The following is a 16,054-nucleotide window of genomic DNA, read 5'->3' as shown; positions in this document are numbered from 1 at the left end:
ATGCATGACGAACCGTCGCGTCCGCTCAGCGGACACTCGGGTGTGATGAGCGTTATTCCGTTAATACCGGCCCCGACAACTTGGAGTAGTTGAAAAAGTTCGCCCCCCTCTCCAATCGGAAAGGGGGGCGAAACAATCCGGCCAATGGCCGTTCAGAGCGTCCGGATCACGCCTTCTTGGCGCGCGAGGCGGTACGCCCGCGGTCCTTCTGGTCCAGGACGACCTTACGGATGCGAACCGTCTCCGGGGTCACCTCGATGCACTCGTCCTCGCGGCAGAACTCCAGCGACTGCTCCAGCGAGAGCTTGCGCGGCGGGACGATCGACTCGGCCACGTCAGCGTTCGAGGAACGCATGTTGGTGAGCTTCTTCTCCTTGGTGATGTTCACGTCCATGTCGTCGGCGCGCGAGTTCTCACCGACGATCATGCCCTCGTACACCTCGGTGCCCGGCTCGCAGAAGAGCACACCGCGCTCCTGGAGGTTGGTCATCGCGAAGGCGGTGACCACACCGGCGCGGTCGGCGACCAGCGAGCCGTTGTTGCGGGTGGTCAGCTGGCCGAACCACGGCTCGTGGCCCTCGTGGATCGAGTGGGCGATGCCGGTGCCGCGGGTGTTGGTGAGGAACTCGGTGCGGAAGCCGATCAGGCCGCGGGACGGCACGACGAACTCCATCCGGACCCAGCCCGAGCCGTGGTTGGACATGTTGTCCATCCGGCCCTTGCGGACGCCCATGAGCTGGGTGACGGCACCCATGTGCTCCTCGGGGACGTCCACGGTGAGGCGCTCGACCGGCTCGTGGGTCTTGCCGTTGACCTCCTTGGTGACCACCTGCGGCTTGCCGACGGTCAGCTCGAAGCCCTCGCGGCGCATGGTCTCGATCAGGATGGCCAGCGCCAGCTCACCGCGGCCCTGCACCTCCCAGGCGTCCGGGCGCTCGGTGTCCAGGACGCGCAGCGAGACGTTACCGATCAGCTCGCGGTCCAGGCGGTCCTTCACCTGGCGGGCGGTGACCTTGCGATCCACCTTGACGCCGGCCTTGGCGTCGGCGCCCTTGCCGGAGCCGCCGCGGCCGACCAGCGGCGAGGTGTTGGTGCCGATGGTCATCGAGATGGCCGGCTCGTCCACCGTGATCAGCGGCAGGGCGATCGGGTTCTCCGGGTCGGCCAGGGTCTCGCCGATCATGATGTCGCCGATGCCGGCGACGGCGCAGATGTCACCGGGGCCCGCCACCTCGGCCGGCTTGCGGGTGAGCGCCTCGGTCATCAGCAGCTCGGAGATGCGGACGTTCTGGATCGAGCCGTCGCGCTTGATCCAGGCCACGGTCTGGCCCTTGCGCAGCTCGCCCTGCTCGACGCGCAGCAGCGCGATGCGGCCGAGGAAGTTGTCGGCGTCCAGGTTGGTGACGTGGGCCTGGAGCGGGGCGTCCTCGTCGTAGCTGGGGGCCGGGACGTGCTCCAGCAGGGTGGAGAAGAACGGCTCCAGGTTGGTGCTGTCCGCGGGAACGGTGCCGTTCTCCGGCTTGGTCAGCGAGGCGACGCCGTCACGGGCGCAGGCGTAGACGATCGGGAACTCGATCTGCTCCTCGTCCGCGTCCAGGTCCAGGAACAGGTCGTAGGTCTCGTTGATGACCTCGTCGATCCGGGAGTCCGGACGGTCGGTCTTGTTGATGCACAGGATGACGGGCAGACGCTGGGCGAGCGCCTTGCGCAGCACGAAGCGGGTCTGCGGCAGCGGGCCCTCGGAGGCGTCGACCAGCAGCACGACCGCGTCCACCATCGACAGACCGCGCTCGACCTCGCCACCGAAGTCGGCGTGGCCCGGGGTGTCGATGATGTTGATGGTGATCGGCGCGCCACCGTCCTTGGGGTGGTACTTGACCGCGGTGTTCTTCGCGAGAATGGTGATGCCCTTCTCGCGCTCCAGGTCGTTCGAGTCCATCATCCGGTCGTCGAGCTGCTGGTGGGCGGCGAAGGCGCCGGCCTGCTTCAGCATGGCGTCGACCAGCGTGGTCTTGCCGTGGTCGACGTGGGCGACGATGGCGACGTTACGGATATCGTTGCGCGTGGGCATGCCTAGCGGATTCTCCCGGAATCGTGGGTTACGGCGCCCGGCCGCGAGACGCGCACTTGCGGCCCCTGTCGGCCGCTGCCACCCGTTCCGCCTGCTACTACCGGTCCACCCGCCGGGCATATGGACATGCCTCGGCTTCCTCCTATCGTACGGGGAAGCACCCAGGTGGGCGGAAACGAGCAGGTCGGGCGGGATCAAGATCACAGCTGGGTCACGCACTCTTCACCCGGCGGCCAGGCTCCGACACTCTTCCGTTCGTGATCCAACGCCTCCGCCCTGGCCTCCTGCAGCCTGGCCGCGGCCCTCATCGCGGCCGGACGCCCCGAGGAAGCCCCCGAGGCGCTCGCCCGGGCCCGTAAGGAGTGCCCCGAGCTGGCCCGGATCGCCGACGTCGAGCGCCTGCTGGAGCCGCAGCCCGCCGAGCTCTAGCGGCTCCAGCCGACGTCCTGGAACCGGGGCCACCCGAAGCCCCAGGCGCCGACCCCGGCCACTCCGGTCCGCACACCCACCAGCTCCGGCCGCTGGTAGAGCGGCACCGAGTGCCCGAGCTGCCAGATCCGCACGTCCGCCTCCTGCAGCAGGTCCAGCCGGGCCGCCGGGTCGAGTTCGGCGGCCGCCCGGTCGAACAGCCGGTCGATCTCCTCGGTGCCGCTGCGGCCGTAGTTGGTGCCCGGGTCGGGCGTGCCGCTGGCGTCCGGCCGGGGCTTGGCGTAGGCGGCGCGCTGCTCGCCCGCCGGGCTGGGGCCGGCCGGCCAGGAGAACAGGGCGAGGTCGTAGTCCCCGGCCGCGAGGTGGTCCTTGACGAAGGTCTCGGCGGGCGCGGCCTGCGTCTTCACCGCGATGCCGGACTCGGCGAGGGAGGCGGTGAGCGCGTCGGCGGTGCGCTTGGCGGTCGCCGAGCCGGCCGGGACGAGCAGGGTGAGGGCGAGCTCCTTGCCGTCCTTGACCCGGGTGCCGCCGTTCGGCCGCTTCCAGCCCGCCTCGTCCAGCAGCTCACCGGCCTCCGCCGGGCCGACCGCGGCGCTGTTGTCGCGGTAGCCCTCCTGGTCCCCCGTGAGCAGGTGGCTGCCGAGCGGGGCGCCGGGCAGCCCGAGCGGGCCGAGCACGGCCTCGGCGATCCGCCGCCGGTCGACCGCCCGGGCCAGCGCCCGCCGGACCGTCGAATCGCTGAGCGGGCCGCGGGCGGCGTTGACGGTGAGCTCGGTGAGCGAGGCGGCGGCGGCCCGGTGCACGGTGATCCCGGGCAGCGACTCGGCCCGCCGCAGCGCAAGCGCCGCCGCCTCGGGCGCCCCTGCGTCCGCGGCGGCGGGCGGGGCGGGCGGGGCGGCCGGACCGGTGCCCGCCGAGGGGCTTGCCGTGGGAGCGACCGGCACCGCCCGGTCCACCGCCACGGTCAGCGGGGCGACGTCCAGCAGGTCCTGGTCCAGCGCGTCCAACCGCTGCTCGGGCGGCGTGACCACGAAGTCGATCCGGTCGGTCTTCGGCAGGTCCCCCCACCAGAGCTGGTTGCTCACCATGGTGATCCGTCTGTCCTTCGCGTCGTACCGGGAGAAGGTGTACGGCCCGGCGGTCAGGTGGCCGCCGCCGGTGAGCGCCCGGTTGAAGGCCGCCGCCGTGGAGGTCTCGGCGGCCGGGTAGAGCGGTCCGAACAGCGCGCGCCACTCGGCGTACGGCCGCCGGAAGGTCACCTTGACCTCGTACGGGCCGGCGCCCTCGGTGATCGACTCGATGGCGTCGTACCCGGCCGGGTGTGCGCTCCGGTAGGCCGGGTCCAGCCCGGACAGGGCGGCCTGCTGGGCGGTGAGGTCGGCGGCCGACAGATGGGTGCCGTCGCTCCAGACGGCGTGCGGGTTGAACCGGTAGGTGACCACCTGCGGCTGCTGCCCGGGCGGGGTGGACTCGGCGCCGGCCAGGTAGTCCGGGTCGGGGACGAGCCGCCCGTGCTCGTCGGGCCGGAACAGCGAGGGGTACAGCGCGTGGGCGAGCAGCGCCGAGTCGGCGTTCGCGTCGCTCTGGTAGACGTTCAGCGTGGGCGGCAAACCGTCCATCGCCCAGCGCAGCGTGCCGCCGTTCTCGACGTCGTTGCGGTCGGCGGGCCGGACGTCCCCGGTGGTGGCGGTGGGGTCGGCCGAGGCCGGTGCGGGCTCGGCGGTATGGGCCGGGGCCGGGTCGTCGGAGCAGCCGCCGAGGCCGGCGGCGAGCAGCAGGGCGATGGCTGCGGCGGTGAGCTGGCGGACGCGCATGGCGGACATGCAACGCCGCCCGGACGGCCCGGCCCGCGCCGACACGGCGGGCAGCCGGGCGACTGCACCCGTACGGCCCAGCCTTACGGCCTCGCCACCGCTACAGCGCCAGCTCGAACCAGACGATCTTGCCCTTGGGCGTGCGCCGGCTGCCCCAGCGTTCGGCCAGCAGACTGACCAGCTGCAGACCTCGCCCGCCCTCGTCGGTCTCCTGGGCGCGCCGCTGCCGGGGCTGGGCGTAGCCGTCGTCCCAGACCTCGCAGACCATGGTGCGCTCGCGCAGCAGCCGCAACCGGATCTCGCCCCGCCCGTGCTTGAGCGCGTTCGTGACCAGCTCGCTGACCAGCAGTTCGGTGGTGTCGACCAGTTCCTCCAGGCCCCGGGAGAGCAGCCAGCTGCAGGCCAGCTCGCGGGCCTTGGCGACCGAGGTGGGCTCGGGGGGCAGGAACCAGTTGCCGACGGCGTCCTCGGGGAAGGCGTGCACCTTGGCCATCAGCAGCGCGATGTCGTCCTCGCCGTGGTGCGGGTTGAGCTCGCCGAGGACGTGGTCGCAGAGGTCCTCCAGGGCCTTGCCCTCGGCGGAGAGGGCGGCCCGGAAGGCGCGCAGGCCCTCGTCCAGCTGGTGCTTGCGGCTCTCCACCAGGCCGTCGGTGTAGAGGCCGAGCACGGCGCCGTCCGGGAGGTCCACCTCGACCTCCTCGAAGGGCTCGCCGCCGACGCCGAGCGGCAGGCCGGGCGGCACGTCGAGCATCCGGGCGCCCTCGCCGGGGGTGAGCAGCACGGGCGGCAGGTGGCCGGCGTTGGCGATCCAGCAGCGCCGGGTGACGGCGTCGTAGACCGCGTAGACGCAGGTCGCCAGGTAGACCTCGCGGGCCTCCTCGTCGGCGGTCGAGGTGAGCCGGCCGTACGGGGTGGGTGGGCCGGCCGGGACGGAGTCGTCGCCGAGGCCGCGGGCGATCTCGTCCAGCGCGGTGAGCACCTCGCCGGGCTCCAGGTCGAGCATCGCCAGGGTCCGCACGGCGGTGCGCAGCTGCCCCATGGCGACGGCGGCGCGCAGGCCGCGGCCCATCACGTCGCCGATGACCAGGGCGGTGCGGTTGCCGGGCAGCGGGATGACGTCGAACCAGTCGCCGCCGACCTCGGTGTTGTTGTTGCTGGGCAGGTAGCGGCAGGCGATCTCCAGGCCGCTGGCGGCCGGGTTGCCCGGGGGCAGCAGGCTGCGCTGGAGGATCAGCGCGCGCTCGTGCTCGCGGCGGTAGAGCCGGGCGTTGTCGATGCAGACGGCGGCACGGGCGACGAGTTCCTCGGCGATGGCCACGTCGCGGGCATCGAAGGGCTCGCTGCCGATCGCCCGGGAGAGCTGGACCAGCCCGAGCACCTGGTCGCGGGCGACCAGCGGGACGATCAGGGTGGAGCGCAGCAGCGGGTCGCGGCCGGGCTCGGGGACGACACTGCGGCCGGTGCGCAGTGCCCGGGCGTGCGGGGAACGGCGCGGGTAACAGAGGGTGCCGCCGGCCTCGGCGATCGGCAGGCCGGTGACCGAGCCGAGCACCGAGGAGGCGCCGCCGAGCACGCTGGAGACGGCGACCCGGCGCAGTTCGCCGCTGCCGTCGGTGAGCACGGTGTCGCCGGGCCGGCCGGCGCTGGGGACGGTCTCGCCGGAGAGCAGCGCGGTGTACAGGTCGACGGTGGCGAGGTCGCAGAACGGCGGGACGACGACGTCCAGGAGTTCCTTGGCGGTGGTCTCCAGGTCGAGGGTGGAGCCGATGTGCGCGCTGGCCTCGTTGAGCAGGGCGAGGTTGCGGCGCACACCGTCGGCCTCGCGCTCGGCGACGTGCCGGCTGGTGACGTCGGAGACCTGCCCGGCCACGCCCATCGGCTGCCCGGCCGAGCCGTTCAGCCGGTACAGCGAGACGGCCCAGAGCCGGTTGCCCTCGCGGGTCGGGACGGCGCTGTGGAAGCGCAGGTCGAAGACGGGTTCGCCGGTGGCGAGGACCTTGCGCAGAGCGGCGGTGAGCCGGTCGGCCTCGGAGGGCGGGAAGAGGTCGTGCGGGGTGAGGCCCTCCAGGTCGGTGGGGACCAGGCCCATGCCGGAGGCGAAGGCGTCGTTGACCCGCTGGAGGCGCAGCCGGTCGTCGAAGAGCACGAAGCCGGTGGGCGTCTGGCCGAAGACGGCCTCGGAGGCGGCGAGGTCGGTCTCGATCCGGCGCAGTCGGCCGAGGTCGACGGCCAGGCAGGTGGCGCCCGCGGTGGGCAGGGCGCTGTCCGGCATCAGGTAGAGCTCGGCGAGGCCCTCGCCGCCGGCGGCGTCCCGGTAGGGGGTGGTGCCGACCCACTCCTCTCCGGCCAGGGTGCGCTCCAGCCGGGCGCGGCCGCGCTGCCAGAGTTCGCGGGGCACGAAGGTGGAGACCGGGTCGGCGCCGACGGCCTCGGCGGCGGGGACGCCGAAGAACTCGGCGGCGCGCTCGCTCCACTGGCTGATCCGCCCGTCGGGGCCGATCGCGAAGGTGGCGACCCGGATGTAGTCGTAGATCGAGCCGGGGTCGCCGGCGCCCCAGGGGCGCTGCCCGGTGGCGGGCGGCGCCGCCGGTCCGGGCAGGTGCGCGGAGCCGGCCTGCCCGGGTACGGCGGCATGACCGCTGCTGCTCGGCGCGTTCCGCGCCGGTGTGCTGTTCAACGGACCGACCCCTCCAACCCGCGACCGTCCGGATGTCGAGAAGACCGAGTATTCATCATCGAGGGGTACGTTCACACGCCCTCAACATCACAACATCAGATCGGGCGAAGGTTTTTGTCCTACCGCCCGCGCAACCACAATGCCACGCCCGCGCCCCCTTCCGGAGCGCGCGCTCCCCCCAGGCTCCCGATGGCATATGCGGCACCGCTCTCCTGGCGTTCTACTCGCGTCCTACTCGCCGAGCTCATTACCCGGCAGGTCCAGCTCGAACCAGACCACCTTGCCGATCCCTTCGGCCCGGGCGCCCCAGTGCAGTGCCAGCCGGTGGACCAGCTCCAGGCCCCGGCCGCCCTCGTCGGCCTCGGCCGCGTGCCGCTCCCGGGGCGGGTCGGGCAGTGGATCGGAGATCTCGACCAGCAGTGTCTCACCGAGCGTCAGCCGGACCCCGATCGGGGCGCTGGCATACCGGACAGCGTTCGTGACCAGCTCGCTGACCAACAGTTCGGCGGTGTCGGTGAGGTCCTCGACGCCCCACTCGGCGAGCGCGGCGCGGACCAGCCGGCGGGCCCGGGAGACGGCGGTGGGCTCGGCGGGCAGGGTCCAGCCGGCCGTCGGGGTGCCGGCCTGGCCGTGCCCGAGCCGGGCCAGCAGCAGGGCGACGTCGTCCGGTTCGCGGCCCTGCTCCATGGTGTCGAGCACCGCCTCGCAGGCGGCCTGGATGGAGGCGTGCGGCTCCTGGAGCACGGTGATCAGCCGGCCGAGGCCGACGTCCAGGTCCTTGTCCCGGGACTCGACCAGGCCGTCGGTGCACAGCGCGAGCAGGCTGCCCTCGGGGATCTTCAGTTCGACGGATTCGAACGGGACACCGCCCACGCCGAGCGGGGCGCCGGAGGGCAGGTCGAGGATCCGGCCGGCGCCGCCGGGCAGCGGGCCGCCGGTGTGGGTCGGCTCCTCGACGGTCTCCTCGCCCGGCACCACCAGCACCGGCGGGATGTGCCCGGCCTTGGCGACGGTCAGCATCGCCGTGCCCGGGTCGAAGACCGCGTAGACGCAGGTGGCCAGCAGCGCCTCGTCCGGGCCCTGGGCCAGGTCGTCGGCCAGCTCGTGGACGTGCCGCAGGAGCACGTCGGGCGGCAGGTCGAGGGCGGCCAGCACCCGGACGGCGGTGCGCAGCCGACCCATGGTGGCGGCGGCCCGCAGGCCGTGGCCCATCACGTCGCCGACCACCAGCGCGGTGCGGTCGCCGGGCAGCGGGATGACGTCGAACCAGTCGCCGCCGACCTCGGTGCCGCTGCTGCCGGGCACGTAGCGGTAGGCGACCTCGACGCCGGTGGGCTGCGGGACCTGCTGCGGGAGCAGGGTGCGCTGCAGGGTGAGCGCGGCGGTGCGCTCGCGGGCGTAGAGGCGGGCGTTGTCCAGCGAGCTGCCGGCCCGGTCGGCCAGTTCGACGGTGAAGGCCAGGTCGTCCCGGTCGAATCCCTCGCGGTAGCCGGCCCGGCTGACCAGCAGCAGGCCGATCACGATGCCTCGGGCGCGCAGCGGGACGACCAGCATCGAGTGCACGCCCAGGTCGTGGGCGGCCTGCGTCTTGGGGTCGCCGGGGTAGGTCACCTCGTCCAGCTGGTCGGCGCCGGAGAGCAGCTCGGGCACGCCGGTGCGCAGCACCCGGCCGCAGGCGGAGTCCTCGGCGAAGGTGATCCGGGCGCCGCGCCGGAGCATCACCTCGACCTCGGGGCCGTCCTGGACGGAGGCGGTGCCGAGCTGGAGCAGCGAGGTGCGCCGGTCGTGGCCGTGCCGGGGCAGGTCGTCACCGTGCGCGACGGCCTGGAGCAGGATCACCGCCGAGTGGTCGGTCAGCCGGGGGACCACGGAGCTGGCGAGCTCCTGGGCGATCCGGGAGGCATCGAGCAGGTCACCGACCCGGGAGCCGAACTCGTTGAGCAGCGAGAGCCGGCGCCGGGCGTGCTCGACCTTGGCGACCGCCCGGTAACGCTCCGTCACGTCCATCACGGTGCCGGAGATGCCGAGCACCCGGCCGGAGCGGTCGGTCATCCGACTGTAGGAGATCGAGCGGTAGCCGGGCCGGGTGGTGACCGGGGAGGCGAGGGTGACGTCGATGACCGGCTCGCCGGTGGCCAGCACCTGGCGCTGGATCGTGGTGATCTCGTCGGCGGCCCGCTCGGGCAGGGTCTCGCCGGTGGTGCGGCCGACGTGGTCCTCCGGGGCGACGCCGTTCAGCTCGGCGAGGGTCCGGTTGACGGCGGTGTAGCGCAGGTCGGTGTCCAGGATGGCGATGCCCAGCGGGGACTGCTCGAACAGCGCGTCGCGCACCGCGAGGTCTCGCTCGACGGCCCGGACGGCGGCCGTCTCGGCCATGTTGGCCTGCAGGAACGGGGTGCCGTCGCCGTCCATCAGGAGGGAGATCCGGGCGTCCACGGTGACCGGCAGGCCGTCCCGGTCGCGCAGTTCGACGCTGCCCGCCCAGCGGCCGTGGTGCAGGGTGTCCTGGATCGCGGCCCGGATCCGGGCGACCTGCGCGTGGTCCGGGATCAGTCCGTCGATCCGGCGACCGACCAGCAGCTCGCCCGGCCAGCCGAGCAGTTCCTCGGCCGCCGGGCTCCACAGCACCACCCGGCCCGCGGTGTCCAGGATCGCGTTGGCGACCTTGAGCATGTCCAGCAGGCTGCCGTCGGGCGGCGCGCCCAGGCCCCGCGCGGCGTCGGCGGGCCCGCCGGGGAAGGGCCGCGCGGGGCGGCTGCGCTGGCCGGGCGGGGTGCCGGGCTCGGGGACGGCCAGGGTCGGCGCGGGCTGGACGAGCTGGACGGGCCGGGCGGGCCGGGCCGTCTCGGGGGCCGCGAGGGCGCCGGCGCGACGGCGGCCGGACGGCGGCTGCGGGGCGGCCGGACGGACGGCGCGGCGCAGTCGGGCGCGGGCGGCGGCGCCTCCCGCGGAGCCTGCCCGCCGCGCTCCCCCGCCGCCGTTCCCGGTTGTCGACACCGACGGGGCCTCCGGCTCTGGGTCGGGATCGGCGTCGCCGGCTGGGACGGCTCACCGATGGTGACGAATAGTGCCGAAACGCGACATACCCAGCAGAACCCAGGCTATCCCGGCTGCCGGGTCGTCTTGTCCGATTGACCTATCTGGCGGCTTGCGCGTCGCCCGCGGCCACCAGCAGCTCGGCGACGTACGGCAGCACCTCGCGGTCGTGCTCGATCCAGTCCACGCCGTCCAGCTCGGCCGGGCCGAGCCAGCGCAGCTCGTCGTGGTCCTCCAGCGGGCGCGGCTCGCCGTCCAGCAGCTCGGCCGCCCAGAACCGCAGCTCCAGGCCCGGCCGGACGGTCCATGCCCCGGGCAGCCGGCGCAGCGCCCGCGCCCGTACGCCCAGCTCCTCCAACAGCTCCCGCTCCAGCGCCTGCGGCTCGGTCTCCCCGGGCTCGGCCTTGCCACCGGGGAACTCCCACCGCCCGGCCACCGCCGCGGGCGCGCTGCGTCGGGCGGCGAGCACCCGGCCGCCGTGGATCAGCGCACCGCCGACGACGATCCGCGGCTCGCTGGGGGTCTCACCGGTCTGGTCCATGGCCCCGACCCTACGGCGCGGCGTCCCCGTCCTCGGACTCGACCCAGTACAGCTGCTTGTGGCCGCGCGCCTCGAACTCCGCCGCCAACCGCTGCGCCTCGGCCCGGTCCAGGCCCTTGGCGACCAGGAAGCGGTTGCCGTTGTCGTCCTGCCGCATCACCCGGAAGGTGCCCATGAGGGGAGCGTACCGGCGGCACGGGAGGCTGTCCCCGGCCGGCGTGGGGGTCGGGCCGGGGACATGGCAGCGAGCGTACGGGCGGCGCGCTACCGGGAGGTACGGGCGGAGTTAACGGCGGGTAACCCATGTGCCCGGGTGTTCGCCCGGGCGTTTCAGACCCGGAGGTCGGGCACCTGCTCGCCGGTGGACAGGCCCAGGGCGCGGCGGATCTCCACGCTGATCGGCACGGTCTTGGCCACCAGCGCCCGGGCCCGGGGCAGGTCGCCCGACAGGTCGGCGCCGGCGGCCGCGGCGTCCCAGGCGGTGGCCGCCTGGGTCTGCGCCTCGGCCAGCTTCTCGACCGTCGGCCGGACGTCGGCCGGCCAGTCCGTGGCCGGCTTGCGCAGGGCGGCGGCCTCGGTCCGGGAGGCGGCGGCCATCCGCCGGGCCCAGGACCGGCACTCGGCCTCGGCGACACCGACGTCCTGCTTCGGCGCGTCGGTGTAGGTGTTGTTGAAGCCCCGGACGGCCTCCAGGTAGGCCAGCTGAGCGGCGGTCAGGTTGGCACGGTCGGTGCGGACCGTCCCCAGGTGCTGGTCGCCCCGGTCCTCGAAGGCGCAGGTGACGTACCGTTCGCCGGCCGCCCAGTTGCCCGAGGTCGGGTAGAGGTAGACGTCGTCCATGCCGTCCGGCACCGCCCACTGGTCGAGCGCGTAGTCCTCCAGCACCGTGCGGCACAGCGTGGCCGCCCGCTCGCGCATGGCGGTCTCGCCCGGGTACGGGCCCTTGCTCTCGGGCACCTTGGCGGTACCGGCCACCTCGCCGTGGTGCGGGTCCGAGCAGGGCACGCGGCCCACCCAGTACACCGTCTCGTCGCCGGGCCCGTCGGTCGTGCTGCTCCCGTTCGGGGAGTTGTAGCAGTCCCCGGCCTTCAGCGCGGACCAGCGGACCGAGCCCGGCGGGGGCTTCTGGGCGTACCGGCCGTCCCGCGCGGAGCTGAAGTCCCCCGCGCCCGCCAGGAGCGCCAGCAGCACCGTGCCGGCCACCCCGAGCACCAGACCGGTCACCGCCATGCCGCGGCCGCGCTCCTTGCGGCGGTTGATCTGGGTCAGCGCGATGATCCCGAACACCAGGGCCACCGGCGCGAGCAGGCTCAGTCCGGTCGCCAGCGAGCCGACCGCGAAGCCGTTGGTGCGCTGCTCCGGCTTCGGGTGGTACGGGGACGCGGAACCGTACGGGTACGGGTACGGATACGGATACGGCCGACCGGGCCGGAGGCCGGACTGCGCCGCCGACGGCGCCGTGGCCCAGCCTCCGGCGGGCAGCGGCGGGGGCGGCGGCTGGGGCGGAGCCGGCAAGGCCGGCGGGGCGGCCTGCGGAGGGTGGTCGGCGGGCGGGGCCCAGGGGTCGACGGGCTCGGGGGCCGGGGCCGGGGCCGGCTCGGGCGCGGACTCCGGTTCCGGGGCCGGCTCGGCGGCCGGGGGATCCAAGGGAGCGGGCTCGACGGCAGCAGCCCGGACGGCAGTGGGCTCGACCTCGGCGGGCCGCTCCGGAGCCTGGGCGTCCGCACGGCCCGAGTCCTTGCGGAAGCCCACCCGCGGGTCCGGCCCCGAGGCGGCGGGCAGCTCGGACTCAGGCTTGGACACGTGGACTCCCCCAACCCGCCGGGGCGGGCGTCAGCTCGGCGTTGCGGCGTTCGACACCGTGGCTCGGACCCGGACGGGCCCGAGGTGAACGGTTGCGCGACTTTACCCGATCTTTCCGAACGCCCGCCCGACCGCTACCCCCCGACCGCCCGACCGGACCCGCCGCTCAGCCGCGGGCCAGGACCTCGCCGTGGATCATCGAGAACCACCCGTCCTCGGCGGCGCCCCACTCCTGCCAGCCGGCCGCGATCCGCTCCAGCTCGGCCCGGTCCGCGAAGCCCCGCTGCACCGCTGTCCGGCCGAACGCCGTGCCGGTCACCCGGTCCGCCCACATCCCGCCCCACCAGTCGCGGCGCTCGGCCGTCGCGTACGTCCAGGTGCTGGTGCTCGCAGCCACCTCGGTGAAGCCGGCCGCGCGGGCCCAGGAGAGCAGCCGCCGCCCGGCGTCCGGCTCGCCGCCGTTGACGCGGGCGGTGCAGCGGTACAGCTCCAGCCAGCGGTCCAGCGCGGGCGCCTCGGGGAACCAGGTCATCGAGGCGTAGTCGGCGTCCCGGGCCGCGACCACCCCGCCGGGCGCCGTCACCCGGCGCATCTCGCGCAGCGCGTCCACCGGATCGCCCAGGTGCTGCAGCACCTGGTGGGCGTGCACGACGTCGAACTCGCCGTCCCGGTACGGCAGTCGGTGCACGTCCGCGAGCTCGAACACCACGTTGGACAGGCCGCGCTCGGCGACGTACCCGGCGGCCTGCTCCAGCACCTCGGCGGAGGTGTCCACGGCCACCACCCGCCCGGTGGGGCCGACCAGTTCGGCCAGGTCGGCGGTGATCGTGCCGGGCCCGCAGCCGACGTCCAACAGGGCCTGGCCGGGCCGCAGTTCGGGCAGCAGGTAGGCGGCCGAGTCGGCGGCGGTCCGGGAGCGGTGCGAGCGCAGCACGGCCTCCTGATGACCGTGGGTGTAGACGGTGGCGGACTGCGGTCCGGGCATGAGGGCCCCCTGGGCGTGGTCGGTGTTCCGGCAGGTCTTCCGTTCGCGCGACGGCTCCGACGCTACGCCCCATCCCGGATTGCGAGAAGAACCGTCTCACATTCCGGCCCCTCCAGGGCCACGCCACACCCCGCCGCCGTACCGTGGAGTCGCCCCCGACAGAACGGTCCCCGCCCATGCCCGGCCCCGGCCAGCGCCCCTTCGTCCTGCTCAGCGCCGCCGTGTCGCTCGACGGCCACCTCGACGACGCCTCCCCCGACCGGCTGCTGCTCTCCAATGCCGCCGACTTCGACCGGGTGGACGAGGAGCGCGCGGCCGCCGACGCGATCCTGGTCGGCGGCAACACCCTGCGCGCCGACAACCCCCGCCTGCTGGTCAACGACCCCACGCGCCGGGCCGCCCGGGTGGCCGCCGGGCACCCGGAGTACCCGCTGAAGGTGACGCTCAGCGCGAGCGGGGCGCTCGACGCCGACCTGCGGTTCTGGCACACCGGCGGCGCCAAGCTCGCCTACACCACCGACGCCGGGGCCGCGGTGCTGCGGCCCCGGCTCGACGGACTCGCCGAGGTGGTCGCGCTCGGCGGCGCGGTGGACCTCGGCGCGGTGCTGGACGACCTGGGCGCGCGCGGGGTGCGCCGGCTGATGGTCGAGGGGGGCAGCGGGGTGCACACCCAGTTCCTGGCCCGGGGTCTGGCGGACGAGCTCCAGCTGGCCGTCGCCCCGCTACTGGTCGGCCAGGCCGGGGCGCCGCGGTTCGTCGGCCAGGCCGCCTTCCCGGGCGGTCCGGCCCGGCGGATGCGCCTGCTGGAGGCACGTACCGTGGGCGACGTCGTCCTGTTGAGGTACGCCCCGAAGGAGCCCGCGCCGTGAACCAGCCCACCACCACCGACCTCGACCACCTGCGCCGGGCCGTCGAGCTCTCCCGCCGCTGCCCGCCCTCCGAGACGGCCTTCTCGGTCGGCGCGGTGATCGTCGGCGCCGACGGCGAGGTGCTGGCGGAGGGCTTCAGCCGGGAGGTGCACGCGCACGACCACGCCGAGGAGGCGGCCCTGGGCAAGCTCCCGGCGGGCGACGCCCGGCTGCGCGGGGCGACTGTCTACAGCAGCCTGGAGCCCTGCGGGCAGCGAGCCTCGCGGCCGGTGCCGTGCGCCCGGCTGCTCATCGCGGCGGGCGCGGCGCGGGTGGTGGTCGCCTGGCGCGAGCCGGACCTGTTCGTCACCGACTGCCAGGGCACGGCCCTGCTGGAGGCGGCCGGGGTCGAGGTGGTGGAGCTGCCGGAGCTGGCCGAGGAGGCCCGGGCGGTCAACGCCCATCTGCTCCACTGAGCTTTTGTATCATTTGGAAACAAAGAGCTCGCCTTCCTGGCCGCGCCGGCCATTCTCCCCGAGGAGCCGCCCCATGCCCGCCACCCCCCTCCGACTGACCGCCCGCGCCCTCCTCCTCGACATGGACGGCACCCTGGTCAACTCCGACGCCGTGGTCGAGCGCTGCTGGGGCCGCTGGGCCGTGCGGCACGGCCTCGACCCCGTCGAGGTGATGCACGTCGTCCACGGCCGCCAGGGCCACGCCACCATGGCCGTGCTGCTGCCGGACCGCCCCGTCGAGGTCAACCTCGCCGAGAACGCGCAGATGCTCACCGAGGAGCGCGCCGACGTCGAGGGCGTCGTCCCGGTCCCCGGCGCCCCCGCCTTCCTCGCCGCCCTGGCCGACCTGCCGCACGCCCTGGTCACCTCCGCCGACGAGTCGCTCGCCCGGATCCGGATGGCCGCCGCCGACCTGCCGCTGCCGCCCGTCCTGGTCACCGCCGAGTCGGTCGGCGCCAGCAAGCCCGACCCCGAGGGCTTCCTCAAGGGCGCCGCCGCCCTCGGCCACGCCCCCGCCGACTGCCTCGCCTTCGAGGACTCCGGCGCCGGCATCGCCGCCGCCCGCGCGGCCGGCATGCGCGTCATCGGCATCGGCCCCCGCGCCGCCGCCCACCACCCGGACGCCCTCGCCGCGACCCTCGCCGCGGTCACCGTCACGGCGGACGCGGACGGGGTGGTGACGGTCACCGTCCAGGCCTAGTCGGGCTCAGCCGCGCTGGATGCCTCCGGAGTTCAACAGCAGCCATCGGGCGCCGTCCGGGAGTTGGACCGTCAGGACGCCCGCCTGCTCTCCCACCGCCAGGTACCACTCACCCGGCACCAGCTCTCCCGCCGACACCGGCGAACCGTCCGCATCGAAGAGCCGGCGCACCGCCGGCACCGCGAACCAGAACGGCGCAAAGTCGTCCCGGCCCTCCGGAGGCAGGTACGGCCGGTCCGCGACGCCCTTCTGGATCCCGCTGACGTCCAGCAGCAACCCCCTGGCACCGTCCGGGAGTTGGACCAGCAGGGCGTTCTCGGCGGCTGCCAGTGCCAGGTACCAGGTGCCCGGCACCAGCTCCCCCACCGGCTCCAGCGAACCGTCCGTACCGAAGACCTCGCGCACGGCCGGGACGGCGAGCCAGAACAGCTCGAACTCGTCGTCCTCCGAACCGTTCTGGATCCCGACGCGGTCGAGCAGGATCCCCTGAGCCCCGTCCGCGTGCTGGACCAGCAGGGCCTCCCCGCGGGCCGCCAGCGCCAGGTACCAGGTGCCCGGCACCAGCTCCCCCACCGGCTCCAGCGAACCGTCCGTACCGAAGACCTCGCGCACGGCCGGGACGGCGAGCCAGAACA

9 protein-coding genes and 2 pseudogenes are annotated in these 16,054 nt (G+C 74.3%); 2 read left to right on the top strand and 9 right to left on the bottom strand.

Going from position 1 to position 16,054, the window contains the following annotated elements; translation table 11 throughout:
* Nucleotides 1-166: 166 nt before the first annotated feature.
* The 8 genes from typA to ACIRYZ_RS11130 all read right to left on the bottom strand — a co-directional run bounded on the left by typA (nucleotide 167) and on the right by ACIRYZ_RS11130 (nucleotide 13,356).
* Entirely contained in the window at nucleotides 167-2,071 is a 1,905-nt protein-coding gene (typA, locus tag ACIRYZ_RS11165) for a translational GTPase TypA (protein WP_402942188.1), read from the bottom strand.
* Nucleotides 2,072-2,496: 425 nt separating this feature from the next.
* The gene (locus tag ACIRYZ_RS11160) at nucleotides 2,497-4,314 is read right to left on the bottom strand and encodes an ABC transporter family substrate-binding protein (RefSeq protein WP_402942186.1); all 1,818 of its coding nucleotides are present in this window, start codon (nucleotides 4,312-4,314) and stop codon (nucleotides 2,497-2,499) included.
* 100 nt (nucleotides 4,315-4,414) lie between these two features.
* Nucleotides 4,415-6,991 (bottom strand): SpoIIE family protein phosphatase, encoded by a 2,577-nt coding sequence (locus ACIRYZ_RS11155; protein ID WP_402942184.1) that lies wholly within the window; start codon nucleotides 6,989-6,991, stop codon nucleotides 4,415-4,417.
* A 231-nt stretch (nucleotides 6,992-7,222) separates the two neighbouring features.
* Nucleotides 7,223-9,988, bottom strand: a complete 2,766-nt coding sequence (locus ACIRYZ_RS11150; protein ID WP_402942182.1) for a SpoIIE family protein phosphatase — start codon at nucleotides 9,986-9,988, stop codon at nucleotides 7,223-7,225.
* Nucleotides 9,989-10,127: 139 nt separating this feature from the next.
* Nucleotides 10,128-10,568 (bottom strand): NUDIX domain-containing protein, encoded by a 441-nt coding sequence (locus ACIRYZ_RS11145; RefSeq protein WP_402942180.1) that lies wholly within the window; start codon nucleotides 10,566-10,568, stop codon nucleotides 10,128-10,130.
* A 10-nt stretch (nucleotides 10,569-10,578) separates the two neighbouring features.
* Nucleotides 10,579-10,743: a hypothetical protein gene (locus ACIRYZ_RS11140; RefSeq protein WP_387623676.1), complete on the bottom strand. Its 165-nt coding sequence runs from the start codon at nucleotides 10,741-10,743 to the stop codon at nucleotides 10,579-10,581.
* 155 nt (nucleotides 10,744-10,898) lie between these two features.
* Nucleotides 10,899-12,371 carry a DUF4190 domain-containing protein gene (locus tag ACIRYZ_RS11135; RefSeq protein WP_402942178.1) on the bottom strand — a complete coding sequence of 491 codons (1,473 nt, stop codon included), beginning with the start codon at nucleotides 12,369-12,371 and terminating at the stop codon, nucleotides 10,899-10,901.
* 166 nt (nucleotides 12,372-12,537) lie between these two features.
* Nucleotides 12,538-13,356, bottom strand: coding sequence for a methyltransferase domain-containing protein (locus tag ACIRYZ_RS11130; RefSeq protein ID WP_402942177.1), 819 nt, complete (start codon nucleotides 13,354-13,356; stop codon nucleotides 12,538-12,540).
* Between the two features lie 176 nt (nucleotides 13,357-13,532).
* On the opposite strand from ACIRYZ_RS11130, the pseudogene ACIRYZ_RS11125 reads away from it, so the two are divergent.
* Nucleotides 13,533-14,680 (top strand): annotated as a pseudogene (locus ACIRYZ_RS11125) (dihydrofolate reductase family protein).
* 73 nt (nucleotides 14,681-14,753) lie between these two features.
* Complete coding sequence (locus ACIRYZ_RS11120; protein WP_402942176.1) at nucleotides 14,754-15,419, top strand: HAD-IA family hydrolase; 666 nt, start codon at nucleotides 14,754-14,756, stop codon at nucleotides 15,417-15,419.
* 6 nt (nucleotides 15,420-15,425) lie between these two features.
* On the opposite strand, the pseudogene ACIRYZ_RS11115 reads toward ACIRYZ_RS11120, so the two are convergent.
* Nucleotides 15,426-16,054 (bottom strand): annotated as a pseudogene (locus ACIRYZ_RS11115) (hypothetical protein); the annotation flags it as partial.

The sequence above is a fragment of the Kitasatospora sp. NPDC101155 genome (assembly GCF_044768305.1).
Lineage (GTDB): Bacteria > Actinomycetota > Actinomycetes > Streptomycetales > Streptomycetaceae > Kitasatospora.
This window is presented reverse-complemented; position numbering and strand designations above follow the sequence as displayed.

Excerpts from the sequence above, each read along its gene's own strand:
- typA (WP_402942188.1), bottom strand. The coding sequence starts at position 2,071 with ATGCCCACGCGCAACGATATCCGTAACGTCGCCATCGTCGCCCACGTC.
- ACIRYZ_RS11160 (WP_402942186.1), bottom strand. The coding sequence starts at position 4,314 with ATGCGCGTCCGCCAGCTCACCGCCGCAGCCATCGCCCTGCTGCTCGCC.
- ACIRYZ_RS11145 (WP_402942180.1), bottom strand. The coding sequence starts at position 10,568 with ATGGACCAGACCGGTGAGACCCCCAGCGAGCCGCGGATCGTCGTCGGC.
- ACIRYZ_RS11140 (WP_387623676.1), bottom strand. The coding sequence starts at position 10,743 with ATGGGCACCTTCCGGGTGATGCGGCAGGACGACAACGGCAACCGCTTC.
- ACIRYZ_RS11130 (WP_402942177.1), bottom strand. The coding sequence starts at position 13,356 with ATGCCCGGACCGCAGTCCGCCACCGTCTACACCCACGGTCATCAGGAG.
- ACIRYZ_RS11120 (WP_402942176.1), top strand. The coding sequence starts at position 14,754 with ATGCCCGCCACCCCCCTCCGACTGACCGCCCGCGCCCTCCTCCTCGAC.